This is a genomic window from Pyxidicoccus trucidator (genome assembly GCF_010894435.1).
In the GTDB taxonomy this organism is placed as follows: Bacteria; Myxococcota; Myxococcia; order Myxococcales; family Myxococcaceae; genus Myxococcus; species Myxococcus trucidator.
Map to the genome: position 1 here is coordinate 667,265 of NZ_JAAIXZ010000003.1, position 25,841 is coordinate 693,105.

Sequence of the window (25,841 nt, forward strand, 5' to 3'; positions counted from 1 at the left end):
CTGCTCGGGTGGGAGCCGTAGCGCAGCGGTTGTCGCGCCAGGGCGCCAGATCCTGGAGGACGCCGGTTCGACTCCGGTCGGCTTCCACCCGGGCACTTCCCCGCGCTCCGCCTTGCCTTCCGTCACCGTGCCGCCGTAGTACTCCGGTGCTCGGGCGGAGGCTGTAGCGCAGCGGTTGTCGCGCCGCATTGCCTATGCGGAGGACGCCGGTTCGACTCCGGCTGGTCTCCGTCCGGGCGCCACTCACGGCTCAGGACGGGGCGCGGATGAAGAAGGACGAACCAGCGCGCTCTCAGCAGCCGGCGCCAACGCCCACGCCGGAAGACGTGGCCCGCTGCCTCGACGTGCTGCGCGCGGTGGCGGACCTCCCGGACGACCACCCCCTCCGCCAGACGGTGGAGCGCGCCGCCACCCAGGTCCAGCGGGGCATGAAGAAGCGCCTGCGCCGGGAGCGCAGCCGCGCCACCAGCGCCTCGGACCGCGCCACCCTCCAGTCCCTCAAGGCCGCCCGCCGCGAGGAGAACGGCGTCCGCGGCCCCTCCACCTCCATGGACTCTCAGTCCCCCGCCCACCTCGCCCGCTCGCGGCGCTGCTACGTCTGCAAGCAGGGCTTCACGCGGCTCCACCCCGTCTACCTCTCCCTCTGTCCCGAGTGCGCGGAGCTGAGCGAGTCCCGTCGCGCGCAGCACGTGTCCCTCGCGGGCCGCCGCGCCCTGGTGACGGGCGGCCGGATGAAGGTGGGCTTCCACGTGGCGCTGCGGCTGCTCCGAGACGGCGCGCACGTCCACGTCACCTCGCGCTTCCCGCACGACGCCGCGCTCCGCTTCTCCCGCGAGCCCGACTTCGCCGCGTGGCGTGAGCGGCTCGTCCTTCACGAGCTGGATTTGCGCTTCCCCCAGCGCGTCCTCGCCTTCGCCGAGCACCTGGGCGCCACCGAGCCGCACCTGGACATCCTCGTCAACAACGCCGCCCAGACGGTGCGCCTCACGCCCGAGCAGGGCCACGCGCTGCTCGCCGGGGAGCAGGAGCTGGCGCGCGCACTCGACGCCGCCACGCGCGCCCGAGTCCACGCGCTCCCGGGCCCTACCTCCCAGGACGCGCTGCCTGTCGCGGGCGCCCTGCCGGACTCCACCGGCGAGGCCCTCCTCGCCCGGAAGGACTCCCACGCCCTCGCCATCCCCGGCGGGCACGACAACGCCTGGGTGCAGCGGCTGGACGAGGTGCCCCCGGTGGAGGTGCTGGAGGCGCAGCTGGTCAACGCCATCGCCCCGTTCCTGCTCAACGGGCACCTGAAGCCGCTGCTGCTGCGCTCGCCCTTCCCGGACCGCTACATCGTCAACGTCTCGGCGGTGGAGGGCCAGTTCGAGCGCCGCGGGAAGACGGTGTTCCACCCGCACACCAACATGGCCAAGGCGGCGCTCAACATGATGACGCGCACCTCGGCCGACGATTACGCCCGGGACGGCATCTACATGAACAGCGTGGACCCGGGCTGGGTCTCCAACGAGAACCCCGCCGCCCGGCGCCTACGTATGGAGGAGGAGGGCTTCTCCCCACCCCTGGACGGGGCCGACGCCGCCGCCCGGGTGTGTGACCCCATCCTCCAGGGACTCCAGGGCCGTCCCCTCTACGGCCGCTTCCTCAAGGACTTCCGCGAAGCCCCCTGGTAGCCGGCAGACCTACCTGGGACGTCCTCCGGGACTTCGTGTCGTTAAAACCCGAAGAAGCCGCGAGACGCGTAAATACGCGGATTCACTCGCGGACACTTGGAAGCCCCTGGGGTGGACCTCGCCCCAGTCTCCCCTTGACTCCCCGCGTCGAGTGAGTAACTCCTCGCCCGCCGACCCGTAAAGTTCTGCCCAGAGCCGCCCATTATTGCGTCTCAGGCAGAAAATTACCGGCAGGAAGCAACAACTCGGGCTTTTGTACGAGAATATTTCCGGGTTACAGAAAAAGTTCTGTACCACCGGAAGCCTGCTCGGTTACAAGTCAGGCAGGTGTCCCCCGACACCCCGTGTCCGAATAGAGGTCAGTCTCCATGCTCGACGCCAACGCCTTCGCCTCTGCCCCCTCGCTCGTCCCCGCCCGCCCCGCTCGCGGTTCCTGGACGGAGACGCAGGAGCCCCTGCGCTCCCTCGAGGGCCTGGCGCCGCACACCGTCCTGAGCGCCTCGGAGCTGTACCCGCGCATCTGTGTGAGAGACCCCTACTTCGCGCTGAAGGACGTGACGGTGATGGGGAAGGGCGAAGTCGTCGCGCGGATTCCGGTGCAGCAGGACCCGGACGCGGAGGCGGGCCCCATCAGCATCGCGGAGTCCGGGCGTCACCTGGCCATCCTCGGCTCGTGCGCGTCCGCGCTGGTGTCTCCGAAGGACGGCCAGCACTTCTACCTGGCGTGCGGCGCGCGCGGCACGTGGCTGCGCCCGCAGGCGATGGCCCGCTCCACGGAGCTGCTCTGGGGCCTGGCCCGCGCCGAGTTCACCGGCAAGCGCACCGCCACCGCGCAGACGGTGCTGTCGCTGGAGGACGGCACGCCGCTGTTCCGCCTGGAGGTGGACTACAACGTCCTCTCCGCCGCCGCCTTCACGCGCCTGTTCGGCGAGGCGCGCGTGGAGATGCGCCGCGAGCCGCGCCGGGACGAAGGCGTGCAGCGCACCCCCGAGGAGTGGGCGAAGCTGCGGCAGAACCCGTACAGCAAGCCGCTGGCCCTGCGCGACTGGCGCCCGGACGGCGAGTCCCTCAACGCCACGCTGGGCCCGGTGACGCCGGAGCTGTGCAAGGGCCACTTCGCCCTGCACCCGGTGATGCCGGTGGCCATCGTCGCCAGCGGCATGACGCGCGTGGCCACCACGCTGCTGCGCCGCCTCGAGGGTGCGCCCTGGGCCCGCTGCGTCGCGAAGGACGTGCGCCTGTCCGCCAACAACCTCGCCTTCGCCGGGCAGACGGTGACGTTCGGCGCCGTGCGCCGCTCGCACGAGGGCGCCGACCACGCCTTCACCTGCCAGGCCTCGGTGGGCGAGCGCGTGGTGGCGGAGCTCGACGTCACCTTCACCCGCGTCGACTGAAGTCCGCTACTCCCACTGGATGTCGTAGTCCACGCGGTCCAGCCCGTGGGGCCGGGCCTTCGCGGTGCCCTTGAGCCCCAGCACCTTCAGCGCGCCGGTGAGGATGCCCTCGTGGTACGCGGGCGGCAGCATGTCGCGGCGCACGCGCAGCGTGCCGGACTTCGGGCTGGTGGTGCCGTAGTCGCGGCTGCCGTACGAGACGGCCGCGCTGTAGCCCATCTGCGCTCCCGAGAAGAGCTTGTGCGGGTCGCCCCGGGAGATGATGCCGAAGATGAGCATGCCCGGCCCGGTGGAGTAGCGCGTCACGCCCGTCTCGCCGCACGCGTGGAACACGGCGTCCTCCGGCCCCACCGTGTCCTCCAGCACGTCCGCCGCGCGGTAGAGCAGCGTCAGGAAGTCGCGCACCGGGTATGTGCGCAGCTCCGAGTAGTCCCCCGCCAGCGCGCCCACGCGCACCGCCTCCATCCCGGGCGGGCCGGCGTGTTTCTGGATGAGGTTGAAGACCGTCTTGAAGAACAGCCCCCGCACCGAGTCGCCCGGCTGCGTGACGGCGATGCGCTCGGCCAGCTCGGTCTTGTTGGACGGCATGACACCACTCCTGCTTCCCGCCCGCGGCCCCACCAGGCAGTGGGCGGGCAGCTTATTCGGAGACTGCCCGTTTTCTACACTTCATCAAGCAGCATCGGGGCAAAGCGTGCCGCGTCACAGGACGCCAGCACGTACTTCACGCCGGCGCGCTCTCCCGTGAAGCCCGCGGCGATTCCCTCCGCGTGCAGGTGCCCGTAGACGCACACCTTCGGCGCGAAGGCCTCAATCGGCTCGCTGAACGCGGTGGCCTTCTGGTTCGCGTACACCGGCGGGAAGTGCACCGCCACCACGCGCACCAGCGGGGTGGGGCTGGCCGCCTCCTTCTTCTTCGCGTCGTCGAAGGACGCCGCCAGTCGGCGCGTCTCGCGCTCCACGTAGCCCAGGTCCGCCGGCTCGTCGCCCATCTCCCCGCCGGGCATGGGCGGGGCCTCGGGCGCCGTCCACAGCCGGCTGCCCGCAATCACCCACGGGCCCATGACGACGGCGCTGTTGTGGAGGAAGCCCTCCAGCGTGCGGTACGGCTCCAGCAGCTTGCGCAGCTTGGAGGCGGAGTCGCCCCACCAGTAGTCATGGTTGCCGCGCACCAGCACCTTGCGCCCCGGCCGCGCGTCCAGCCACGCCAGGTCCTCCAGCACCTCGTGCGCCCGCGTGCCCCAGGAGATGTCTCCCGCGACGATGACCACGTCCTCCGGGCGCACCCGCTCGTCCCATGCCCGCTGCAGTGGCAGCGGATGGTCCGTCCACCCGAAGCGGTGCATGTCCTTCTGCCGCGTGGAGGGCAGGTGCGTGTCGCCAATGCCGAAGAGCCGCATGGCCCTCTCATAGCGGAAGCCCTCGCCCCTGTCGGCACTCCATCCTCGCGCCGGGTGCTCCCGCACGCACCCCGGAGGAGCAGGCCCCCGCCCTGCTTCCGGCTTCACTCCAAAAAATGAGAAATACGGGAAGAGCGTAAAGATAAGTTACGTTCCACCTGTCCCGAAATGCGTCAGTGCGACACGGAGGGGCCATACGGGTTTCTCCGCGAAGCTGACCCAGGGGGGCTGGCGCCCTGTTTCCAAGGGCTTGCGAGGCTTCTTCGCCCCCGGGCCCGGCGGATTTCTTGACAGGCATGTGGAGCATGGATGCTCCACATGGAGTCCGGAAATAGAGATTTCTCGGGGAGAGCGAGGCTGGCACGCATGCTGCTCAAGGCCCGCCCCTGCGCCGCTCCCGGAAGTGGGGGCGGACCGTGGAGCTGCTGACCCCCCTCGAAGGAGTTCCAACATGTTGCGCAAGACGTTCGCGGCGACCGCCGCGGCCCTGGCCCTCGCCGCCTGCGGCCCCCAGCCGGAAGCCCCCGCCCCCGAGGCCCCCGCCTCCGAGACGCCCCCCACCACCGAGACGCCGTCCACCGGAGCGCAGGACGCCATCCGCGCGGTGGCCGACGCCGCCCGCCGCACGCCGAACGCGCTGGACGCGCAGTTCGCCCAGGCCGCTCGCGAGTTCAACGTCCCGGTGAACCTGCTCAAGGCCATCTCCTATACGGAGACGCGCTGGGAGTTCGTCCGCGGTGAGTCGGAGTTCGAGGGCCGTGCGCCCGCGTTCGGTCTGCTGGCCCTGCGCGGTCAGCACGTCGTCGACGGCGCGGCCCTGGCCGGCGTCTCCGAGGAGGCCGTGCGCTCCGAGCCGCTGGCCAACCTGCGCGCCGGCGCCGCGCTGCTGTCGAAGTTCGCCGCCGAGGCGGGCATCGACCGCGCGGACCTGGGCGCGTGGGCCCCGGTCGCCGTCCAGCTGACGGACATCACCGACCCGGACATCCAGGCGCACTACATCCACAACGACGTCTACGCCGTGCTGCGCAGCGGCGAGGGTGCCTTCACGCCGGACGGCAAGGTCGCCGTCTCGCTGGAGCCCACCGCGGTGGAGGCGAAGTTCGTCCTCCCGAAGATGCAGGCGCTGGCGGCCGGCCCGGACTACGCCGCCTCCATCTGGCGGCCGTCGCCCAACTTCAACGCGCGTCCCTCCGGCACCAACGTGTCGATGATTGTCATCCACACCTGTGAGGGTGGCTACGCGGGCTGCTGGGGCTGGCTGGTCAACTCCGCCTCGGGCGTGAGCGCGCACTATGTGGTGAACGAGAGCGGCAACGAGATTTCGCAGCTCGTTCGCGAGTCCAGCCGCGGCTGGCACGTGGGCGCCAGCTACGCCTGCAGCCTCAACGGCAACGTGGACTGCGGCCTCAACGGCGCGTCGGTGAACAACTTCTCCGTCGGCATCGAGCACGGCGGCTTCGCCAGCCAGTCCTCGTTCCCCGCCGGCCAGATTGACGCCTCGGCCAAGCTGTCCTGCGACATCTCCAAGGGTCAGGGCATCACCCGCGACAGCTTCCACATCGTCGCGCACGGGCGGTTGCAGCCGGCCACCCGCACGGACCCGGGGCCGAACTGGCCGTGGAGCAACTACATCAGCAAGATCAAGAGCTACTGCGGTGACGGCGGCACGCCCACGGGCGCCATCGTCGTCGACAGCAACAACGCCAACAACAACGCCGCCAACGCCCGCTTCTCGCTGGTCGGCGCGTGGACGGATGGCTCCAGCACCGGCTACTACGGCAGCGGCTACTCCTTCGCCTCCACCGAGGCCATCTCCGCCCCGGCCGTCTTCGAGTTCTACCTGCCGGCGGCCGCCACGAAGACCATCGACGCCTGGTGGGTCGCGGGCACCAACCGCGCTCCGGCCGCGCCCTTCATCATCACCACGTCGTCGGGCAACGTGACGGTGACGGCGAACCAGCAGGCCAACGGCAGCAAGTGGAACACGCTGGGCACCTACGCCTTCCCGGCCGGCTGGAACAAGGTGCAGCTGAGCCGCTGGACGACCGCGGGCTACGTCGTCATGGCGGACGCCATCCAGGTTCGCTGAGATGACGATGCGGGGCCTCGAACGGATGGAGCGTTCCTGGCCGTGGCGGGCGCGGCTGTTCGCCGCGCTCGCCGTGCTCGGTGTCGGATGCTCCGGCCGGTGTGGCGGAGCGTCTGGCGCCGGGCCGCTGTCGAAGGAGGAGCTCCGCGCCATTCCCGGCGCGGTGGTCTTCCTGTCGGAGCGGGCGGGGCAGAAGGACGTGTGGTGGTGGGGTACGGACGGGAAGGAGAAGCAGCTCACGAGCGGCGAAGAGGACGAGTACCCAGGCCCGCCGTCGCCGGATGGGAAGTCGCTGCTGGTGATAGCGGCGCGCGAAGAGGGCGGGCTGCACTTCCAGCAGATGCGCCTGTTGCCCCTGGACGGGGGCGCCGCGGTGCCGCTGCATCCGCCCCGGGCCCGCACGCGCAACGCCAGCTGGGCGCCGGACGGCTCGTGGCTGGTGGCCGAGTCGGACGCGAAGGGCTTCAGCGACCTGGTGAAGCTGCAGCCGCGGGAAGGCGCGCCCGAGGTGCCGCTGACGCAGGTGAAGGAGGGCTGCTTCGAGCCGTCGGTGTCGCCGGACGGCGCGGAGGTGGCCTACGTGTGCAGCCGCGAGGGCGACCCGGAAATCTACGTGGCGCGCGCGGACGGCACGCAGGAGCGGCGCCTCACCTTCTTCCACAAGGAGGACCGCACGCCCGTCTGGAGTCCGGACGGCAAGTGGCTCGTCTTCGTCAGCGACCGAGAGGGCAAGGACCGGCTGTACCTGGTGCGCCCGGACGGCGCGGACCTGCGGGGGGTGTCCGGCCAGGCCTTCGCGGGCGACGAGCGCGAGGCGGTGTGGAGTCCGGACGGCCAGCACCTCGTGTACGTGAGCCGCCTGCCGGAGGGACTCAGCCGTCTCTGGAAGGTGCCCTTGGCCGGTGGCGCGCCGGTGGCGCTGACGGACGGGAAGCACCGGGACGACATGCCGGCGTGGAGCCCGGACGGGAAGTACCTCGCCTTCGTGTCCGAGCGTGACGGGGACACGGACGTGTACCTGATGCGCGCGGATGGCAGCGGGCAGACGCGGCTCACCACCTCGAAGGGCGCGGACTGGCTGCCGCGCTGGGTGGCCCGGCGCTGAGGGCTCACGCGTTGCTGCCCGGCTCCGGTGCGCCGGGCAGCGGCCCGGGGCCGGGCTCCTCGCGGGGCGGCTCCACGGGCAGGCTGAAGCAGAAGGTGGCGCCCCGGCCGGGCTCGCTCTCCACCCAGATGCGGCCGCCGTGCGCCTCGACGATGAGGCGGCTGATGTAGAGCCCCAGCCCCAGCCCCTTCGCGTCGACCGAGCGGCCCTGCCGCGTGCGGTAGTACTTGTCGAAGATGTGCGCCGCGTCCTCGGGGGACAGTCCCTGGCCCTGGTCGCTCACGGACACCACCACCCGCCCTTCCTGCGCCCGGGCGCGCACCACCACCGGCAGCGGCGGCGGGCTGTACTTCGCGGCGTTGCCCAGCAGGTTGGTGAGCACGCGCTCCAGCCGCGCCGGGTCCATCCACACGGCCGGCACCGGGCCGGCCACCTCCAGCCGGAAGCGCTCGCGCAGGTCCGGCGGCACGTCCCGCTCCAGCACCTCCTCCAGGAAGCGCACCAGGTCCCGCTGCTCGCGGCGCAGCTGGGCCCGCTTCGCCTCCAGGCGCGAGCCCTCCAGCAGGTCCTCAATCATGGAGCTCATCCAGCCCACGCTGCGGAGGATGGCCTCCGTGAGTCCCTCCTCGCGCGACAGCCGCCGCTCGTGCAGCCCGCGCTGGAGCAGGGCCGCGCGCAGGTTGATGACCTGGAGCGGGCTGCGCAGGTCATGCGAGATGAGGCCCACGTACTCCTCGCGCAGCCGGTCCAGCTCGTGGCGCAGGGTCAGGTCCTGCAGGCTGACCACCACGCCGCGCGGCGCGCCCGAGGGGCCGGGGACGGGGGCCGCCGTGCCCAGCACGGGCACCGTGTGCCCGTCCGCCTGGACGAGGAGGAACTCCTCCGGGCCCACCACCTTCCCCGTCTCCGCCGCGCGCGTGGAGGGCAGCTCCTCCATCGTCAGGGGGCTCCCGTCCGGGCGCCGGATGCGCTCCACGAAGCGGCCTCGCAGCAGCTCCGCCATCGGCGTGCCGAACAGCGTGTCCGCCACCCGGTTGGCCACCACCGTGTCGGTCAGCGGGTCCACGAAGACGACGCCCACGGGCGTGTGGTCCAGCACCACGTGCAGAAGGCTGCGCTGCATCTCCGCCTCCTCGCGGGCGCGGTGGACCCCGGCGAGGAACTGCGCGCGCTCGGTGACGTCGCGGAGGAGGGCGAGCATGCTCGTCCCGTCCCCGTCGGGTTCGGGCACGGGGCTCAGCCGGACCTCCAGCGACACCGTCGTGCCGTCCTTGCGCAGCCCTTCCAGGGCGCGCTCTCCGGGGGTGGCGGCGTCCAGCTGGCGTCCCCCGAAGAGGCCCTCCGGCACCAGCACCTCCACCTCGCGCCCCAGCAGCTCCTCGCGCCGGTAGCCGAACACCCGCTCCGCCTCCGCGTTGATGAAGCGCAGCAGCCCCTGGGAGTCGATGGCGAGCACCGGGGCCGGCGTCGTCTCCAGCAGCCCGCGGTAGCGCGCCTCGGAGGCCTCGAGCGCCGTGGTGACCTGCTGGCGCCGGACCTCCAGCACGTCCAGCGCCCGCGCCGACAGCAGCACGAGCACCGTGCCGCCCGCGCTCACCAGCGTGGCGAAGAGGGGGAACTTCGCCTCGTGGCCGATGACGCCCAGGCCGTGCAGCAGCACCAGCGTCGCGCCCAGCAGCTGGGGGCCCAGCAGCGCCACGGGCACCAGCCTGCGCGTGAGGAAGCCGCCCAGCGTGTTCCGGGTGAGGCGGGCCATCAACCCCTGCTCGGGCCGCGCGCAGAGCGTGCCCACGCCCAGCAGCATCATTCCGAACGCGGTGGGCAGGCCCATGCTGCGCTGACTGAGGAAGGGCAGGGTGCCCACGCCGACCAGCGGGCCCAGCAGCAGGCCGTTGAAGCCCAGCAGCGCGCCCAGCAGCGCCAACACCGTGAGCGCGTCCCTGCCGGGGCGCCGCCGCTCCGAGTCTCCCAGCTGTGCCAGCGCCCCTCCCAGCAGCACCAGGCAGCAGGCCGTGAGCGGCGAGGGGCGAGCCGCCGCCTTCCCTCCGCCTGTCAGCAGCGCCAGCGGCGAGAGGGGGGCCACGCCCGACCCCAGCAGGTCCTGGACGAGGCTCGCCGCGCCGATGGCCATCATCCCCAGCGCGCAGGCCACCGCCAGCGCCTCGCGAAGCGCGGAGGGCCGGCGCGTCAGTCGCAGGCCAAGCGACAGCCCTCCGAGCATCAGCGCGAGGCTGCTCGGCGCGGACGTCGCGGGGAAGCCCGCCAGCACCGACTTGAGGGCCGTGACGTCGCGCAACTGGCCCACCAGGGTCAGCATGCCCACGGCGAAGGCCCCCAGCGCCGCCAACCGGGCCACGGCGTGGACCACGGCCGCGTTACGACTCTGGGACCTCCCGGTCCAGCTCATCTCTGGCGTTCCCCCCGACGCGCGGATGCTCCATCGCCCCGGGCCAGGCAGGTGGCCCGGTCCAGGGAGGGGGTCCGCTCACGAACATGGACGCCCTGGGGAGGGATGCGTCGCGCGAGCGCGCAGCGCATCGGTCGATGGGGCAGGGCGTCGGCGGAGGCGCCGCCAGGCGCTACCCGGGCCGGATGCTCACGGACAGGCTCAGGCCCTCGCTCGCGCCCGTGCCCGGAAGGTGCGCGTCCACGTGAGCAGGCCCCGCAGCCACGCGGCGAGCAGCAGCCCGCCCACGGACAGCAGCACGGCCTCGACCGCGCCGACGCCCGGGTACAGGCCGAGGATGGGCAGGTGCAGCGGGCCCAGGATGAGTCCCAGCCCCATCGCGGAGAGTGCCGCGGCCGGCAGCGCCACGCGCAGGGCCCGCCCGGGCCCACCCAGCTCCGCGCTGCCCGTCCAGCCGGCGACGAAGCCGTTCACTCCCGGGGCCAGGAACAGCGCCACGGTGATGGCCACCATGCTCCACAGGGAGCCGAGGGCATTCGTGCGCTCGAAGCGGTCCTCTGGCAGCCAGCGTCCGCGCTTGCGAGTGGCCTCGCGCGAGCGCCCGCGCTTGCGCACGGGGAGGCTCGCGTAGCCCTTCATCACGTGTCGCTCCATGGCGCCACACCTCTGTCGGGAAGGTGAGCGCGCCCCCGGCGCCGGGCCGGAATGTCCAGGACGTCCGTCCAGGGAGCAGGCTGGCAGGCGGCCCGTGGCGTGCGAGCCGGCTACGGGGGCGGGAAGCTCCCCGGGTAGACGGTGAGCATCAATCCCCAGCCAGGGGCGGCGCCCACGTTGCGCGGCGTGTAGGCGTCCGCGCCCTCCACGCTCACGCGGAACGTCTCCGCGTCCGCGCCGGAGTGGACGTAGACGAACAGGCCATCCGGGCCGGTGCCGTCCTGGCCCACTCCGCTGAAGTCGGCGTTGGGGTAGTAGAAGCGGTCCGCCAGCTCGGTCCGGTCAGGCGTCACGCGCGCGCCCGCCACCGGGCGTCCGTCGGCGTCCACCACGCGGCCCAGTACGAAGCCCGCGTCGCGCAGCGTGGCGGCCTTGTCGTCGGTGTGGCGGAGCAGGCGGGGCTCGCCCACGGCGGCGGAGAGCGCGTCATGGAAGGACTCCGGCAGCGCCCAGGCGCGCGTGTCCACCAGGTCCGTGCGCGGCCGTGCGCTGGTGAAGGCCGTGTCGTAGATGACGGTGGCCGTGCGTACCAGCCCCGGCGCGGTGAGCCCCGCGGCCAGGCTCTGGTGCATCTCGCGCACGGGGACTCCGTCGACGCTGAAGGCGCCGTCGGCGGTCAGCGCGCCGGTGCCGAAGGTGGCATTCACGTCATTGACGGCCAGGCGCAGCGGCTCCTCGATGGAGACGGGCACTCCGTCCAGCGAGGGCACCGGCTGGCCCAGGGCCTCGAGCAGGCGTCGGGCCTCGGGCAGCACCTCGGCCCGGCCGCTGACGCGGATGAGGAGGTTGTCCAGGTCCACCGCCTCGGCATCCTCGGTGCGGACGCCGGGGTCCGGTGTCGAACCGTCGGAGCCACAGCCCGACGTGAGACCCAGCAGCACACAGATGGCAATCAAGAGAGGGCGCTTCATCGGCCGGGAACATCTTCACGGCCCCCCACCGCGGCAATCCACCCGGCCCGCCGTCCGTCCCCTGCCCGACGCCGCAGGAAGTGTCCGGCGCGCAATGCGCGACACCGGGCGGCCCGCCTGTCTGGTGGAGACAGGGGACACAGCCCGGTGTCGGAAATCCATCAGCCTTCGTGGGTGCCCGCCACGCTCAGGAGGGGTGGCCCCCTCCGGTGCGCCGCGGAGTCCGGCTCAGCGCCAGCCGCCGCCGTCCTTGCTGGAGTTGGAACTGGAGCTGGAGCTGGAGCTGGAGCGACCACGGCCACTCGGGGGCGAGCCGCTGCTGGAGCCGGAGCGCGAGGACGAGTTGCCACCGTTGCCCCAGCCGCTACCGCTGCTGCCGCTGCTGCTCCGGCCGCTGCTGTTGCTGCTGTTGTTGTCGCTGCTCCGGCTGCTGCCACCGCTGTTCCAGCCGCTGCCGCTGCCGCTGCTGCGGCCGCTGCTGGAGCTGCCGCGGTCATCGTTGTCGCTGCTGCTCCGGCCGCTGCTGTTGCCGCGCCCCGACGGCGGCGTGCTGTAGCCACCGCTGGAGGAGCCACTGGAGCCGCTGGAGCCGCTGCCCGAGCTGCCGGAGCTGCTGTTGCCGGAGTTGCCACGGCCCCAGGCGCCACCGGAGTTGCCACGGTCATCGTTGTCGTTGTCGTTGCTGTTGCTGTTGCCGCGCCCCGCGGGCGGACGGCCGTAGCCACCGGAGTTGCCGTTGCCGTTGCCGGAGTTGCCGTTCCCGTAGCCACCACCGGAGTTGCCGTTGCCGGAGTTGCCACCATTGCCCCAGCCCCCGTCACTGCGAGGAGGCGTGGTGCCGTGGCCGGTGCCGGACGGCGGCGGGCGGCGGCCATACGAGGAGTCGTTGTTGTTGTTGGAGGTGTAGCTGGACGGGCGGGACGCCGGCCGCGAGGCGCGACCCACGTAACCGTAGACGGGCGAGGCCGTGTGCGTGCGGTCCCACACGTAGCCGCGGTTGCGCTCGTAGCGGTAGCCCCGGTTCTGGCTCGGGTAGTAGTCGTGGGAGTGGCGCCCGCGCAGGTTGCAGTTACCGCCGTGCGCGTGCGGGTGGTAGTCCCAGTACCAGACCAGCGACGGGCCCCGGTAGTAGTACGCGTTGTCCGTGTAGGTGTAGTACGTCATCGACGGCTCGTACTCGTGCGCGTGCGTGTGGGTGTGCGAGCACCAGCCGCCGCCGTGGTCGTCGGGAATCGGGTGGTCACCCGAGTAGCTGTAGTCGACGACCGTGACCGTCCGGTTGGAGCGGTAGTGGCCATCATGGACGTGGGCAACACAGCCGGTACCCATCATCAGGGCGAGCGGGATGGCGAGTGCGAGCAAGCGGCGCATGTGAGCAATCTCCTGGACGGGGGTGGACCGGCAGAGCGTCCACTTTCGCGACCACACGGAAGGAGACGGGGCAGGGTGAAGGAAATTCACATCGGGGATCCGCTTCCCTGCCCGGCCGCCCCTCTCCGTAACACCTTCCCCTCCAGGATACCCTCTGCTGTCCTCTGGTGGACACTGCCCCGGCTGGTGTAGGGGGAAATGTACGCGCGCAGCCCGAGCCCGGGTGGACCGGCGGCCGGCCGCGCGAGGAGCGGGGAATCATGGCGGAGATGGACTTCGGACGGGGGGCAGGCGCGCTGTGTCCGCTTCACCCCGAGCGGATGGCGTCGGGCACCTGTACGCGCTGCGGCAACTTCATGTGCGAGACGTGCAGCGAGCGTGGCACGCAGGCCATGTGCCCCGGGTGCCGCGAGCGCGCCGGGCTGGGCGCCCAGGCCTTCACGCTGAACCGCGAGAACTGGAGCGTGGGCGCGCTGCTGGAGGTCTGCTGGGAGGCCTTCAAGCGCGAGTGGGTGATGATCACCGTCGGCGTGCTCATCGTCATGGCCGGCTCCATCGTCGGGTCCATCGTCTCGCAGATTCTCGGCGTCATCGGCGGGGTGGCGGACCACTGGGCCGTCACCGGCCTGTTCCTGGTCATCGGCTACATCGTGTCCACGGTGGTGCAGGGCCTGGTGTCCCTCGGCTTCCTGCGGATGCTCTTCGACGTGCTGGAGGGCCAGCGCGCGGACGTGGGGCGGATGTTCACCCAGTTCCATAAAGCCGTCCCGTACCTGCTCACCACGCTGCTCATCTTCGCGCTGTTCATCCCCCTCCTCCTCCTCGTCTTCGGCGGCGCGCTGGGCGCGGCGGCCATCACCGGAGGCCTCTCCTCCCTCCAGAACGTGGACTGGACGGCGATGGGTGGGGACAGTGCCTCGGAAGAGGTGGCGCGGAATATCGGCTCGCTGGGGCCCAGCCTCGTGGTGGCCGGGCTCGTGGGCTTCGGGCTCTACATCTTCCCGGGCATGTGGCTCATCCTGCCAATGCTGCTGGTGCAGCCGGCGCTGGCCCGGAGCGAGAACCCCACGCCCATGGAGACGCTGCGCCGCTGCTTCGCCTACGCGCGCGGGGAGCGCTGGTCCCTCGTCGGCGTCTCGCTGCTGGGCGGGGCCATCGGCATCGCGGGCTTCCTGGCCTGCTGCGTGGGAGTCCTCCCCGCCGTGGGCCTCTTCCAGCTCCTGGTTGCGGGAGTCTACCTGGCGCTCAGCAACGGCGCGGAAGAGGTCTGAGCGGGTGATGCCCGCGTGAAGCGGGCGCGCTGCTCGAAGCCGCCCGCGTGACGCGGGCTCGCTGCTCGAAGCCGCCCGCGTGATGACGCGGGCTCGGGGCTCGGAACCGCCCGCGCGAAGGTTGCGCGGGCCCGGGCCCCGGGGGCCTCAGTGCACCAGTCGCTCGGGGGAACCCGAGCGGGGCACGGACAGCTTGCCCAGGCACATGAGGATGTGCTCGCGGTACTCGGTCAGCTCGCGCAGACCGCACAGCATCCACCGGCCGCCGATGACCAGCGTGGGCACGCCGCGCACGCCGCGGTTGGCCGCGTCGCGGTGCTCGTCGAGGATGAGCCGGCGCGTCTCCTCCGAGCGGAAGGCCGCGGAGAACTCGTTCATCGCCAGGCCCACGCGCGACGCCAGCTCGAACACCACGTCCGGGCGGGACACGTTGATGCCCTGCTCCAGCGCGGCGCGCTGCATGGACTTCGCGAGGAACGCGCGCGCCTGCGGGCCCTGGAGCCGCGCCGCTTCCAGCGCCGCCAGCGCCGGCACGCTGGTGCGCGGTGGATCACCACCCAGCCACAGGTCCGTGGACAGGAGGCTCGCGGAGGGGTCGGGCTCGCGCTGTGCACGCTGCACCTCTTCCACCAGCCCGCGCTTCTCGCGCTCAGTGGGAAGTGCGTCCTGGAGGCGCAGCGGATACGGCCTGACGCTCCAGCGGAGGGCTTCGCCAAACTCCTGGCGCAGCACATCGAGTCGCTGGTCGGCGAGGTAGCACCAGGCACAAAGCACGTCCTGGTAGACGGTGATCTGCAGCGGCTTGTGCAGCGTTTTCATGGAGGGCCGCCAGATTAGAGGGGTCTCGCGGCCGATGCCAACTGCCGAAGACACCCGGGCCGCGAAGGCATTCCTGTGTTCCTGAGGAGCATGCAAGGCGCCTTGCCCTATGGGCCCGCTTGCTTCCAAGCGTGCGGGCAGCCTCGCGCGGAGGGTGCATCCCCACCCGCTCACCCGGCCGGAGCCGCCCGTGGCCCGCCCGCCCGCGCCTCGGCGTACGCCAGCGCATGGTCGATGATGGCTCCGGCGATGTCCTTGCCCGTGGCCCCCTCCAGCCCCTCGAAGCCCGGGCTGGAGTTGATCTCCATCAGCCGGGGCCCGTCGCGGCCCTCCAGCATGTCCACGCCCGCCACCTCCAGGCCCAGGACGTGCGCGGCCTTCACCGCCGTCTCCAGGTACGCCGCCGGAAGCTCGATTGCCTGCCCCTCGCCGCCGCGGTGGATGTTGGAGCGGAACTCGCCCTTCTTCGCCTTGCGCCGCATCGCCCCCACCACCTGGCTGCCCACCACCAGCGCCCGCACGTCCCGTCCCTCGCTCTCCGCGACGAACTCCTGGAGCACGATTTCCTGACCCAGGTCCCAGAACGTGTCGAGGATGGTCTGCACCTCCGGCAGCGTGTGGGCAATCATCACCCCCACGCCCTGCGTGCCCTTGATGAGCTTGATGATGACGGGCAGTCCGCCCACCTCCTCCACCAGCCGGCGCACGTTGCTGCGGTCATGCGCCATGACGGTGCGGGGGATGTCCAGCCCGGCGCGCGACAGGAACTGCAGCGCGCGCAGCTTGTCCCGGCTGCGCGCAATCGACGTGGGCGGGTTGAGGACGGGCACGCCCATCATCTCGAAGTGGTTCACCACCGCCAGCCCGTAGGCCGTAATCGACGCGCCGATGCGCGGCACCACCACGTCCACCCCCCGCACCTCCACACCGCGGTACGTCATCCGCGGCGCGCTCTTCGCCAGCAGCAGGCAGCAGCGCAGTGTGTCGAACACCAGCGGGCGGTGTCCCCGCTCCTTCACGGCCTCCACCAGCCGGCTCGTGGAATACAGGGACCTCTTGCGGGACAGGATGGCCACCGTCTTCTTCGCGCGCGGGCGGCGAGGCGCGCGCACGGGACGCTCGGGTGCCTGGGGCCCAGGCAGGACCGGGGCCTTCTTCGACTTCACTTTACGGGGGGACATGGGCGGGGCGCGGGAGCCTAGCACGTGCCACCCGACAGGGCGGGCCGAGTGGGTGCCGTTTGCTATCCTCATGGCAGATGAGTGCTCCCCCTCCGCACCCTGACGACATCCACACCAGCCCCGGCGACCTCGGGCAGGACCTGGCCCTCTCCCCGCAACTCGGGGAGACACTCGTGGTGGACCCCCGCACCACGGTGAAGCTCCACAAGTGCCGGCTGTCCGTGTCCTCCGGTCCCGACACCGGCCGCTCCGTGGTGAGCGACAAGGAGCGCCTGCGCTGCGGCGCGCACCCCGGCAATGATTTGGTGCTCGTGGAGGACCGCACCGCCAGCCGCCACCACTTCGAAATCCAGTTCACCGAGCGCGGCTACCTCCTGGTGGACCTGGGCTCCACCAACGGCACCTTCCTGGACGGCCGGCGGATTGAGCGCGCCTACCTGTCCCCCGGCTCGCAGATTCGCGCCGGCTCCTCGATGCTGACCTTCGCGCCGCTGGACGAGGAAGTCACCATCGAGCCCGACCGCGACAGCGAGCTGTGCGGCATGGTCGGTCAGAGCATGAAGATGCGGCAGATTTTCGGCCTCATCAAGAAGATCGCCCCCCTGGACGTGTCCGTCATCATCCAGGGCGAGACGGGCACCGGGAAGGAGCTGGTGGCGCGCGCCATCCACGAGCTGTCCGGCCGCACCCAGGGCCCCATGGAGGTGCTGGACTGCGGCGCCATTCCGCCCAACCTCATCGAGAGCGAGCTGTTCGGCCACGAGAAGGGCGCCTTCACCGGCGCGGTGGCCGGCCGCCCCGGCGCCTTCGAGCGCGCCCATGGGGGCACCATCTTCCTCGACGAGCTGGGCGAGCTGCGCCTGGACCTCCAGCCCAAGCTGTTGCGCGTGCTGGAGAACCACGAGGTGCGGCGCGTGGGCGGCAACGACGTCATCGAGGTGAACTGCCGCGTCATCGCCGCCACCAACCGCGACTTGATGAAGGAGATTCAGGCGGGCAACTTCCGCGAGGACCTCTACTTCCGCCTGTCGGTGATTACGGTGCAGCTGCCGCCGCTGCGCCAGCGCCGGGACGACATCCCCCTCATCCTCAAGCGCGCGCTCGCCGACCCGGAGCTCGTCGGCAAGCACGGCAAGAAGCGCTTCTCCGCGGAGGCCCTGGGCCTGCTGATGTCCTACGCGTGGCCGGGCAACGTGCGCGAGCTGATGAACGTGCTGTCGCACGTGCTGACCTTCAGCGAGGGCGAGGAGGTCCTCCCCTCCCACCTGCCGCCCCGCGTCCGCGGCCAGGCCCGCGAGGGGCCGCTGCCCTTCAACGAGCACCTCTCCTTCAAGGACGCCAAGGAGCAGCTGCTGGAGAACTTCGAGCGCGAGTACGTCACCAGCGTCCTGACGCGCTGCGAGGGCAACCTCTCCCGCGCCGCCCGCGAGAGCGGCCTGCACCGCAAGTCCATTGAGCGGCTGGTGAAGAAGTACCAGCTCGACACCAAGGGCATGAAGTCGCGGTAGCCCTCCTGCTGTCCGGCCGGACGGGCCCCCTCCGCCCCCGGGTGTCCGCCCGCCGACACGCATTCGTGACTGGGATGTGGTCTTCTGTGGGCCAGATCCGTGCGCTTCCCGTCAAGTTGACGTATGTGCGTCCGGAGCGGAATCCCCGGAACATGCGAGTGCCATGAATACACAGCGTCCGAGACGAGGGGGACAATCCGGACAGGCGATGGTGGAGGCCGCGTTGACGCTTCCTCTCGTCGTCTTCCTCGTGCTGGGCACGTTGCAGCTCTTCTTGATGCTGCAGGCACGTGTGCTGGCCCACTACGCCGTCTTCCGCGCCACGCGCGCGGGGGCGGTGGGCTACGGCGACTGCGAGCGGATGACCCACGCGGCCATCCTCGCGCTGCTGCCGTCGTTCCACTCCTTCCTCGGCAACTCCACGTCCGCGACGGTGGTGCAGCACGGCGGCGGCGCCAACGCGCCGGCGAAGCTGGCGGCGGCCTTCGCGGCCCGCCGGGGCAACCGCTACGCGGGCGGCGGCGCTCCGGGGCCCCGGATGGACGGCGTCCATGACGGCGCCATCGTGTGGATCAACCGCTTCATCCAGGGCGGCGGGGTGCCCAGCCCCCAGGACCGCAACTTCGACCAGCCCGACCACCTGCGGCAGCTCGAGGTGCGGATGGTGTACTGGTATCCGCTGCGGATTCCCTTCGCCAACTGGGTCATGTCGCGCATGTTCCTCGCGCAGCTGAACCTGGAGGAATACACCGCCTCCAACCCGCTCATCATGGCCGAGCGGAACGCCGACTGGAACCGCGGTGAGTTCACCGACCCGTTCGAGCTCACCGGTGACGTCGGCGCCGAGCTGCTGTCGCGCGTGCGCCGGCAGCAGTACGTCTTCCCCATCGAGACGACCTTCACGATGCGGATGCTGACGCCGCTGAAGTCCCGCTTCTTCCCCACCATGAACTGCCCCCGGTGAACCTGATGAGTGCGCGCCCTTCTTCCAGAGCTCGCGGTCCCGGTGGCCAACCCCGAGCCCGCGGGGCCATTGGCCCGCTCAGCGCCCGCATGCATGGCCTGCTCCGCGCCCGCTCGCGCGGCCAGTCGATGACGATTTTCGTCCTCGCCATGTTGCTGGTGGTGCTGATGGTGTCCCTCACGCTGTCCTTCTCCATGAAGGTGCGTGAGCGAATCGAGGTTCAGACGGTGGCGGACGCCGCCGCCTACACCAATGCGGTGGCCACCGCGCGCACCATGAACAACATCGCGGTGCTCAACCGCACGCAGATTGCCCACGCGGTGGCGCAGGCGGGCGCGCAGAGCATCATCTCCTGGACCACGCTCTACCGCGCCCACCTCAACGCCTCGCGCTCGTCCTTCGGTGGCGCGAAGTGGCCCTACCAGATTGCCCAGCTCGGGTGCCTCTGTCCCTGGAGCAGCACCTGCCGCCGCCTGTGCCGGTGCGGCAACAAGGGCGTGCGCGACTTGAACCTGCTGCAGCGCGCCTACCGGATGGAGGACCAGCGCGTGGAGGCCATCTTCCTGGGCGCCGACGCGCGGGCCGCCCTTCAGGTGTTTCTCCACCAGGTGGCCCAGCTCGCCATCTATGCCTCGCAGCAGGAGGTCTACCGCGACCTCTCCGACTCGCTCCATGACCAGGACTTCACCAGGGAAATCGCCAACGCGGCCGCGCCGGGCCCCACCCGCGGCGAGTGGCTCACCCCTGGGGGCGTGACGACGAACCGCAGTGAGCTCCGGGGCGGGGCCATGTGCACGGACACGGGCGCCATGTGCGAGCTGCCCCTGTCCGTCGCCCACGCCGTCACGGCCGCCTCCGGCAGCCGCGGCTACCGCTTCGTCACCCACCGCGCCCAGGAGCACTACCTGCCGCACATGGTGCGCATCCTCGCGCTGGCCTTCCTCAACGCCCGGAGCATCGCCATCGCCCAGGGCGAGGGGACGACTTACTTCAACCGGCCTGCCCGCAACTTCACGATGGCCGCCATCATGAACATGATTCCCCCCTACGCGCCGGCCATCTCCGGGGTGGACCTGGGCACGGTGGACACCATCTACATGCACATCCTCAACGGCGGCGGGCTGCCCTGCCCGCCGGTGTTCCCGGGCACGCCCCAGTGGGCCTGGTCGGAAGTCGCCGCGTCGGGGACCTCGTTCGTGCACCGGTGGACGGGCGGCAGCGACCGCATCCCCTTCGTCCACTTCCTCGTGCCGTGCACCGGCGGCCTCAGCAGCTGCCCCGGCATCTGGCCGGCCTTCATCGACTACAACGCCCGCGCCGTCGTCGATGAGGACGACAACTTCGGCCAGCCGAAGAACTTCGCGCTCGTCCAGCGCGACCTGGGCCAGCGCACGGTGCCGGACCCCTGGAACTTCTTCATGCGCTTCCGCTTCGAGCCGAGCAACGATGGCCGCTTCGACAACCGGGGCCTCGTGCTGGCGGACGGCACGCCCAACCGCATGCAGACGGCGCTGTCCACCGGCATCGCCTACTACCACCGCGGTGAGAGCCTGGGCTTCAACCACTGGAACGAGCCGCCCAACCTGCTCAACCCCTACTGGCGCGCCACGCTGGTGGCCGCCGACATCGACAGCGACGGCCTGAACGACGCGCGAGACACCCTCCGCAACAACGGCGCTCCGGTCGCCGCCGACACTTTCGAGGCCCTGCGCGGCGTGGGCTTCAGGGGGATTCAATGAACCCGCACGTCCCGATGCGCCGTCGCAAGTCCCGGGGCGCGGCCCTGGTGGAGACCGCCCTGGGCGCCACGCTCATGGTGACGGTCATCGCCTTCGGCATCCACTTCGCCGAGGTGGGCTACCTGTCGCTCAAGGTGCAGGAGGCCGCCATCTCCGCGCTGTGGCACGGCACCCACGGGACGATGCATCGGACGGCCACCGACTACTCGAAGGCGGACGACACGATGCGGGCCGCGGGCGCGGACGCGCAGCGCCGCTACGCGGACTTCAACGGCCTGTCCTCCGTCAACAACCCCCCGGGCATCACCCAGGTCTTCACCCGGGGCCGCGACATGCAGGTGAACTGCGACGTGGGCGGCGACCCCGACTGGGACGGCGCGCTCCTCACCCAGCTCATCTACCGCGACCGCGGCGCGGCCCACTGCGAGTCCCAGGCCACGCTGGACCTCTTCCGCTTCCCCACCTCCTTCCTCGACCAGGGCGGCGGCGCGCTCTACAAGCAGGAGCACGCGGACGACCGCTTCGGCAACCTGCGCGTGTGCGGCATGGGCCGGCCCGTGGCGGGGGCGTGCAACGGCCGCATCTCCATGCTGGTGGACGACTGGGGCCTGGCCAGCAGCGGCGCCATCAGCGAGACGCTCACCTGCCAGATGCCCTTCGGGCAGATGCCGTACGAGCTGGACCCGCCCATCTTCGTCCCCATCCCCTGCGCCAACCTGCCCTTCTACGCCGCGGTGCTCGGCACCTACGCGCCCACCGCGCTCATCATCCCCCCCATGTCGGACTTCATGCCCCTGGGGGTGCTGCAGTTCCCCGCGCCCATCAAGTCGCGGTACTTCTTCATGAGCGCGCCAGGCGAAGAGGTGGTCTTCCTGCAGGTGCCCACGCTGGACCAGCCGGGAGGCGCCTCGGGCATGTTCGCCACCACGCCCGGCTCCGTCCTCGCGCTCTCCACCCCCTGGTACGGCATCTCGTATGGCATGCGCGTGGCCAACCGGGGCTGCTTCCTCGGCAAGGACTGCGATTAACCCTCCGCCCTCAACAAGGACGACACTCATGACGACGATGCGAAGGCTGTTCAACCGACTGGGCCCCGCCGCCTTCCTGGGCGCGCTGCTCGCCGCCTCGCCCGTGCTCGCGGACCGCGCGCAGTGCGAGGCCGGCTGTGCCACCCAGGGCGGCGAGACGCTCCAGACCTGCATGGACCGCTGCCCCTCTCCGAGCTCCGCGCTGAAGGGCGGCAACTCCTCCGACTTCCAGGGCTGCGCCACGCGGTGCACCAAGAAGTTCGAGAAGAACTTCCAGGCCTGCTCCAGCCGCTGCCCCAAGGAGGGGCCCAGCGGCAAGGAGAAGGCGGCCTCCATGCCGGAACAGGAGTGAGGCGTGGTCCGGGGACGTGAGCCGCGAGGCACGGTATGAAATGGATGTTGCTGCTGGTGGTGCTGGGCGCGGGCAGTGAGCCGGCGTCCCCTGGCCCCGCTCCCACGGCCCCCGCGGCCCCCGCGGCTCAGAAACCCCACTCCGCCCCGGCGAAGCCGAAGGCGACTCCCAAGGCCCCCGCCAAGGGGAAGGCGGCCGCCGAGCCGCCCGTGCCCCCAGACCTGCCGCCGCCGAAGCCGACCACGCTGGGGGACTTCTACGACCTGGAGGAGGTCGAGGAGGAGCTGCCGTTCTCCTTCCAGAACCCGCCCCCCGGCCTCGAGCTGCCGCCCATCTACAAGCAGCCCTTCGTCTGGGACGTGCCCCGGGTGCTGGACATCATCGACGTGCCCGGGGTGATGCTGGCCAACGGCATCCCCGTGCGGCTCAAGGCGGTGCGCAGCGCGGACAAGCCCGAGGCGCTGCTCCAGCACATCGTCGACCGCTGGATTGAGTGGGGCCTGTTCATCCCCCCTCCGGAGGAGCAGAAGCAGACGCTCCAGGAGGTGCAGCTCACCGCCGTCGACCCCGAGCGGTTCATCACCTACACCGTCATCCTCCAGCCCAACGTGGACGGCACCACCACGCTGTACCTGGGCGAGGCCAACCTGTCGCAGCCTCCGAAGCCGACGACGTCCATCGCCCCCGTGTACCCCGGGGCCGAGGGCCTGATGACGAGCGACCTGGAGGTGGTCCGCTCGGTCAACTACTCGGTGCGCGCGAAGGAGGCCGAGGTGGCGGCCTTCTACAAGACGGAGCTGGGCAAGGCGGGCTTCCAGGAGGTCCAGCCGGGCCGCTTCCGCGCCGGGTCGGAGGAGGTGGAGCTGATACTCAAGCCCTTCCAGCCCGGGACGCTGTCCGTGGCGGTGATGCGGAGGACCGTCGCCCCGGAGGCGCCCAGGCCCACCGGCGATTGAAGGCTCCCGGGGAGCGTGTTACGGCCGCTCTCAATATGAGCGACACGCCCCCGAAGGAGAAGGACTTCAAGGACACCGTCAACCTGCCCCGCACGGAGTTCCCCATGAAGGGGAACCTGGCGCAGCTCGAGCCTCGGATGCTCGGCTGGTGGGGAGAGCGGGGCATCTGGGGCAAGATTCTGGAGAAGAACGCGAAGGTCGAGCCCTTCGTGCTGCCGGACGGCCCGCCGTATGCCAATGGCCACCTGCACGCCGGCCACGCGCTGAACCGCGTCCTCAAGGACATCGTCGTGAAGTACCGCAACATGTCCGGCCGCCTGTGCGACTTCATCCCCGGCTGGGACACGCACGGCCTGCCGATTGAGCAGGCCGTGGAGAAGCGCCTCAAGGACAAGAAGGTGGACAAGCGCACCCTGTCGCGCGACGCCTTCCTGGAGGCGTGCCGCGCCTACGCGCTGGAGTTCATCGAAATCCAGAAGGGCGAGGCCCAGCGCATGGGCACCTTCGCGTCGTGGGACAAGCCCTACAAGACGCTCGACTTCCCCTACGAGGCGCAGGAGATCCGCGAGCTCGCCAACTTCGCGCGCCGGGACATGCTCTACCGCCGCAAGAAGCCGGTGTACTGGTGCCTCACGGACCAGACGGCGCTGGCCGAGGCGGAAGTCGAGTACGAGAACCACAAGTCCCCGTCCGTGTACGTGGCCTTCAAGGCCGGCCCGGAAGTGGCGGACAAGGTGCCCGCGCTGAAGGGGAAGGACGTCGCCTTCGTCATCTGGACCACGACGCCCTGGACGCTGCCGGCCAACCTGGCCATCGCCGTCAACCCCGAGTTCGAGTACGTCTTCTACCAGCTCGGCGAGCGCGTCATCTGCGTGGCCAAGGACTTGCTGCCCAAGGTGCTGGCGGAGGTGAAGTCGGACGAGCTGGCGGTGAAGCACGTGCAGCTCCCCGGCGGCGAGGTGTCCGCCGCGGCGCTGGTGGACCCGTCGCGAATCCTCGCGTACGTGCGCGGCGAGGAGCTGGAGCACCTGACGTACCAGCACCCCTTCTATGAGCGGCGGGGCCGCGTCCTCCTCGGCGAGCACGTGACGCTGGAGGCCGGTACGGGCCTGGTGCACACGGCGCCGGGGCACGGCCAGGAGGACTACGAGGTCGGCCTGAAGTACGGGCTGGACATCTACAACCCGGTGCGCCCGGACGGCCGCTACGACGAGACGGCAGGCGAGGCGCTGGCGGGCAAGAAGGTCTTCGAGGCCAACCCGCTCGTCATCGCCACGCTGGTGGAGAAGGGCGCGCTGCTGAACGACGCGAAGGACACCGTCGAGCACAGCTACCCGCACTGCTGGCGCTGCCACAACCCCATCATCCTCAGCGCGACGTACCAGTGGTTCATCCCGCTGGACAAGCCGTTCCGCGGCGAGAAGACGTACCGCCAGGCGGTGCTGGACGAGGTGGACAAGGTGCAGTGGGTGCCCTCGTGGGGGCACAGCCGCATCCGGGGCATGCTGGAGACGCGGCCGGACTGGACCATCAGCCGCCAGCGCACGTGGGGCGTGCCCATCTGCATCGCCTACTGCGAGGGCTGTGAAGAGGCGGTGGTGTCGCCCGAGCTGATGGACCGGGTGGCGGACAAGGTGGAGACGGAAGGCGTGGGCGTCTGGTACCGCACGCCGGTGAAGGAGTTCCTGCCCGCGGACTTCAAGTGCCCGCGCTGCGGCAAGGGCGAGTTCCGGCGCGAGACGGACATCCTCGACGTGTGGTTCGACTCGGCGTGCATGTTCTCCGCGGTGCTGGAGAAGCGGCAGCGGATTCCGGCGGACCTCTTCCTGGAGGGCAGCGACCAGCACCGCGGGTGGTTCCACTCGTCCATGCTGGTGGCGGTGGGGACTCGCGACATGTCGCCCTACAAGGCCTGCCTCACCCACGGCTTCGTGGTGGACGGCCAGGGCGAGAAGATGTCGAAGAGCAAGGGCAACGTCGTCGCGCCGGAGAAAATCATCCAGCAGTACGGCGCGGAGGTGATGCGCCTGTGGGTGGCGGCGAGCGACTACCGCAACGACGTGCGCCTGTCGGACCAGATTCTGAAGGGCCTGTCGGAGGGCTACCGGAAGGTCCGCAACACGGTGCGCTACGCGCTGAGCAACCTGTATGACTTCGACCCGGCGCTGCACACGGTGCCGGCGGCGGAGCTGCTGCCGCTGGACCAGTGGGCGCGAGGCCGGCTGGCGCAGGTGGTGGAGCGGGTGCGCAAGGCGTACGAGGACTACGAGTTCCACCTCGTGTACGCGACGGTGCTGGACTTCGTCGCGGGCGACTTGTCGGCGGTGTACTTCGACATCCTGAAGGACCGGCTCTACACGTGGCGCACGGACGGCAAGGCGCGGCGCAGCGCGCAGACGGTGCTGCACGAGGTGTCGTCGGTGCTGCTGCGGCTGCTGGCGCCGGTGATGAGCTTCACGACGGAAGAGGCGTGGCAGTTCCTGCCGGGGAAGCAGGCGGAGAGCGTGTTCCTGGCGGGCTTCCCGGAGCCGGCGGCGAAGTTGGAGCCGGCGCTGGCGGAGCGGTACGCGAAGCTGTTCACGGTGCGCGGCGCGGTGCAGGGCGTGCTGGAGGCGGCGCGGCGGGACAAGCTCATCGGCGCGTCGCTGGAGGCGCGGGTGGTGCTGACGGCGGACGCGAAGGCGCGCGACTTCCTGAAGGCGCACCTGGACGAGCTGCCGGGGCTGTTCATCACCAGCCAGGTGGAGCTGTCGGACTCGGCGGGTGAGAAGGCGCAGCCGCTGGACGTGACGCAGGCGTTCGGCGAGGGCGTGCGGGTGATGGCCGAGGTGCTGGCGGCGAAGGGCGAGAAGTGCCCGCGCTGCTGGACGTACACGGAGGCCGTGGGGCACGGCGGCGACGTGTGCCTCAAGTGCCGGGACGCGCTGGCGGCCTGAGCCCCGCGTCCGCCGTGAGAGGCCCC

General features: G+C 70.8%; 20 protein-coding genes and 2 tRNA genes. 14 read left to right on the forward strand and 8 right to left on the reverse strand.

The annotated features are described in order from the left end of the window. The first annotated feature begins 11 nt into the window (after positions 1-11). The 4 genes from G4D85_RS12725 to G4D85_RS12740 all read left to right on the forward strand — a co-directional run bounded on the left by G4D85_RS12725 (position 12) and on the right by G4D85_RS12740 (position 3,064). A tRNA-Trp gene (locus G4D85_RS12725) sits at positions 12-86 on the forward strand. Between the two features lie 70 nt (positions 87-156). Then, positions 157-231, forward strand: a tRNA-Gly gene (locus G4D85_RS12730). Positions 232-266: 35 nt separating this feature from the next. After that, on the forward strand, positions 267-1,670 hold the full coding sequence (locus G4D85_RS12735) for an SDR family NAD(P)-dependent oxidoreductase (protein ID WP_164011545.1): 1,404 nt from the start codon (positions 267-269) through the stop codon (positions 1,668-1,670). Between the two features lie 368 nt (positions 1,671-2,038). Continuing rightward, entirely contained in the window at positions 2,039-3,064 is a 1,026-nt protein-coding gene (locus G4D85_RS12740; protein WP_240359230.1) for a hypothetical protein, read from the forward strand. Positions 3,065-3,070: 6 nt separating this feature from the next. On the opposite strand, the gene G4D85_RS12745 is transcribed toward G4D85_RS12740, so the two are convergent. Continuing rightward, positions 3,071-3,652: a TIGR02265 family protein gene (locus tag G4D85_RS12745; protein ID WP_164011547.1), complete on the reverse strand. Its 582-nt coding sequence runs from the start codon at positions 3,650-3,652 to the stop codon at positions 3,071-3,073. Between the two features lie 74 nt (positions 3,653-3,726). Next, positions 3,727-4,464, reverse strand: a complete 738-nt coding sequence (locus G4D85_RS12750; RefSeq protein ID WP_164011548.1) for a metallophosphoesterase — start codon at positions 4,462-4,464, stop codon at positions 3,727-3,729. Positions 4,465-4,915: 451 nt separating this feature from the next. On the opposite strand from G4D85_RS12750, the gene G4D85_RS12755 reads away from it, so the two are divergent. Together G4D85_RS12755 and G4D85_RS12760 are read left to right on the forward strand one after the other, a co-directional pair. Continuing rightward, entirely contained in the window at positions 4,916-6,553 is a 1,638-nt protein-coding gene (locus G4D85_RS12755; RefSeq protein WP_205525527.1) for a golvesin C-terminal-like domain-containing protein, read from the forward strand. A 7-nt stretch (positions 6,554-6,560) separates the two neighbouring features. Continuing rightward, complete coding sequence (locus G4D85_RS12760; protein ID WP_164011550.1) at positions 6,561-7,658, forward strand: TolB family protein; 1,098 nt, start codon at positions 6,561-6,563, stop codon at positions 7,656-7,658. A 4-nt stretch (positions 7,659-7,662) separates the two neighbouring features. Here the strand turns inward: G4D85_RS12760 and G4D85_RS12765 are convergent, their stop codons facing one another. The 4 genes from G4D85_RS12765 to G4D85_RS12780 form a co-directional block, all read right to left on the reverse strand. Then, the gene (locus tag G4D85_RS12765) at positions 7,663-10,065 is read right to left on the reverse strand and encodes an ATP-binding protein (protein ID WP_164011552.1); all 2,403 of its coding nucleotides are present in this window, start codon (positions 10,063-10,065) and stop codon (positions 7,663-7,665) included. A gap of 201 nt (positions 10,066-10,266) precedes the next feature. Beyond that, positions 10,267-10,719 carry a hypothetical protein gene (locus G4D85_RS12770; RefSeq protein ID WP_164011554.1) on the reverse strand — a complete coding sequence of 151 codons (453 nt, stop codon included), beginning with the start codon at positions 10,717-10,719 and terminating at the stop codon, positions 10,267-10,269. Between the two features lie 110 nt (positions 10,720-10,829). Further along, entirely contained in the window at positions 10,830-11,690 is an 861-nt protein-coding gene (locus G4D85_RS12775) for a carboxypeptidase regulatory-like domain-containing protein (RefSeq protein WP_164011556.1), read from the reverse strand. A 228-nt stretch (positions 11,691-11,918) separates the two neighbouring features. After that, positions 11,919-13,061 (reverse strand): hypothetical protein, encoded by a 1,143-nt coding sequence (locus G4D85_RS12780; protein ID WP_164011557.1) that lies wholly within the window; start codon positions 13,059-13,061, stop codon positions 11,919-11,921. 260 nt (positions 13,062-13,321) lie between these two features. Here G4D85_RS12780 and G4D85_RS12785 point away from each other — a divergent pair, with 260 nt between their 5' ends. Further along, on the forward strand, positions 13,322-14,332 hold the full coding sequence (locus tag G4D85_RS12785) for an RING finger protein (RefSeq protein WP_164011559.1): 1,011 nt from the start codon (positions 13,322-13,324) through the stop codon (positions 14,330-14,332). 147 nt (positions 14,333-14,479) lie between these two features. Here the strand turns inward: G4D85_RS12785 and G4D85_RS12790 are convergent, their stop codons facing one another. Further along, on the reverse strand, positions 14,480-15,151 hold the full coding sequence (locus G4D85_RS12790; protein WP_164011561.1) for a DsbA family oxidoreductase: 672 nt from the start codon (positions 15,149-15,151) through the stop codon (positions 14,480-14,482). Positions 15,152-15,321: 170 nt separating this feature from the next. Continuing rightward, positions 15,322-16,332 (reverse strand): ATP-grasp domain-containing protein, encoded by a 1,011-nt coding sequence (locus G4D85_RS12795; RefSeq protein WP_164011563.1) that lies wholly within the window; start codon positions 16,330-16,332, stop codon positions 15,322-15,324. Positions 16,333-16,409: 77 nt separating this feature from the next. Here G4D85_RS12795 and G4D85_RS12800 point away from each other — a divergent pair, with 77 nt between their 5' ends. The 7 genes from G4D85_RS12800 to ileS all read left to right on the forward strand — a co-directional run bounded on the left by G4D85_RS12800 (position 16,410) and on the right by ileS (position 25,815). Beyond that, on the forward strand, positions 16,410-17,840 hold the full coding sequence (locus G4D85_RS12800) for a sigma 54-interacting transcriptional regulator (RefSeq protein ID WP_205525528.1): 1,431 nt from the start codon (positions 16,410-16,412) through the stop codon (positions 17,838-17,840). A gap of 208 nt (positions 17,841-18,048) precedes the next feature. Then, complete coding sequence (locus tag G4D85_RS12805; protein WP_164011565.1) at positions 18,049-18,804, forward strand: TadE/TadG family type IV pilus assembly protein; 756 nt, start codon at positions 18,049-18,051, stop codon at positions 18,802-18,804. Between the two features lie 89 nt (positions 18,805-18,893). Beyond that, entirely contained in the window at positions 18,894-20,543 is a 1,650-nt protein-coding gene (locus G4D85_RS12810; RefSeq protein WP_164011567.1) for a Tad domain-containing protein, read from the forward strand. After that, a complete protein-coding gene (locus G4D85_RS12815; RefSeq protein ID WP_164011568.1) occupies positions 20,540-21,571 on the forward strand; it encodes a TadE/TadG family type IV pilus assembly protein in 1,032 nt (343 codons plus the stop codon). The genes G4D85_RS12810 and G4D85_RS12815 overlap by 4 nt, the downstream gene beginning before the upstream one ends. 28 nt (positions 21,572-21,599) lie before the next feature. Beyond that, on the forward strand, positions 21,600-21,923 hold the full coding sequence (locus G4D85_RS12820; RefSeq protein ID WP_164011570.1) for a hypothetical protein: 324 nt from the start codon (positions 21,600-21,602) through the stop codon (positions 21,921-21,923). Between the two features lie 35 nt (positions 21,924-21,958). Further along, entirely contained in the window at positions 21,959-22,879 is a 921-nt protein-coding gene (locus G4D85_RS12825) for a hypothetical protein (RefSeq protein ID WP_164011572.1), read from the forward strand. Between the two features lie 35 nt (positions 22,880-22,914). After that, positions 22,915-25,815, forward strand: a complete 2,901-nt coding sequence (gene ileS / locus G4D85_RS12830; protein ID WP_164011574.1) for an isoleucine--tRNA ligase — start codon at positions 22,915-22,917, stop codon at positions 25,813-25,815. Positions 25,816-25,841: the final 26 nt, after the last annotated feature.

Coding starts and splice junctions, on each gene's coding strand:
- G4D85_RS12780 (WP_164011557.1), bottom strand. CDS start 13,061: ATGCGCCGCTTGCTCGCACTCGCCATCCCGCTCGCCCTGATGATGGGT.
- G4D85_RS12785 (WP_164011559.1), top strand. CDS start 13,322: ATGGCGGAGATGGACTTCGGACGGGGGGCAGGCGCGCTGTGTCCGCTT.
- G4D85_RS12790 (WP_164011561.1), bottom strand. CDS start 15,151: ATGAAAACGCTGCACAAGCCGCTGCAGATCACCGTCTACCAGGACGTG.
- G4D85_RS12775 (WP_164011556.1), bottom strand. CDS start 11,690: ATGAAGCGCCCTCTCTTGATTGCCATCTGTGTGCTGCTGGGTCTCACG.
- G4D85_RS12745 (WP_164011547.1), bottom strand. CDS start 3,652: ATGCCGTCCAACAAGACCGAGCTGGCCGAGCGCATCGCCGTCACGCAG.
- G4D85_RS12750 (WP_164011548.1), bottom strand. CDS start 4,464: ATGCGGCTCTTCGGCATTGGCGACACGCACCTGCCCTCCACGCGGCAG.
- G4D85_RS12820 (WP_164011570.1), top strand. CDS start 21,600: ATGACGACGATGCGAAGGCTGTTCAACCGACTGGGCCCCGCCGCCTTC.
- G4D85_RS12760 (WP_164011550.1), top strand. CDS start 6,561: ATGCGGGGCCTCGAACGGATGGAGCGTTCCTGGCCGTGGCGGGCGCGG.
- G4D85_RS12825 (WP_164011572.1), top strand. CDS start 21,959: ATGAAATGGATGTTGCTGCTGGTGGTGCTGGGCGCGGGCAGTGAGCCG.
- G4D85_RS12810 (WP_164011567.1), top strand. CDS start 18,894: ATGCATGGCCTGCTCCGCGCCCGCTCGCGCGGCCAGTCGATGACGATT.
- ileS (WP_164011574.1), top strand. CDS start 22,915: ATGAGCGACACGCCCCCGAAGGAGAAGGACTTCAAGGACACCGTCAAC.
- G4D85_RS12770 (WP_164011554.1), bottom strand. CDS start 10,719: ATGGAGCGACACGTGATGAAGGGCTACGCGAGCCTCCCCGTGCGCAAG.
- G4D85_RS12735 (WP_164011545.1), top strand. CDS start 267: ATGAAGAAGGACGAACCAGCGCGCTCTCAGCAGCCGGCGCCAACGCCC.
- G4D85_RS12805 (WP_164011565.1), top strand. CDS start 18,049: ATGGTGGAGGCCGCGTTGACGCTTCCTCTCGTCGTCTTCCTCGTGCTG.
- G4D85_RS12795 (WP_164011563.1), bottom strand. CDS start 16,332: ATGTCCCCCCGTAAAGTGAAGTCGAAGAAGGCCCCGGTCCTGCCTGGG.
- G4D85_RS12740 (WP_240359230.1), top strand. CDS start 2,039: ATGCTCGACGCCAACGCCTTCGCCTCTGCCCCCTCGCTCGTCCCCGCC.
- G4D85_RS12815 (WP_164011568.1), top strand. CDS start 20,540: ATGAACCCGCACGTCCCGATGCGCCGTCGCAAGTCCCGGGGCGCGGCC.
- G4D85_RS12755 (WP_205525527.1), top strand. CDS start 4,916: ATGTTGCGCAAGACGTTCGCGGCGACCGCCGCGGCCCTGGCCCTCGCC.
- G4D85_RS12800 (WP_205525528.1), top strand. CDS start 16,410: ATGAGTGCTCCCCCTCCGCACCCTGACGACATCCACACCAGCCCCGGC.
- G4D85_RS12765 (WP_164011552.1), bottom strand. CDS start 10,065: ATGAGCTGGACCGGGAGGTCCCAGAGTCGTAACGCGGCCGTGGTCCAC.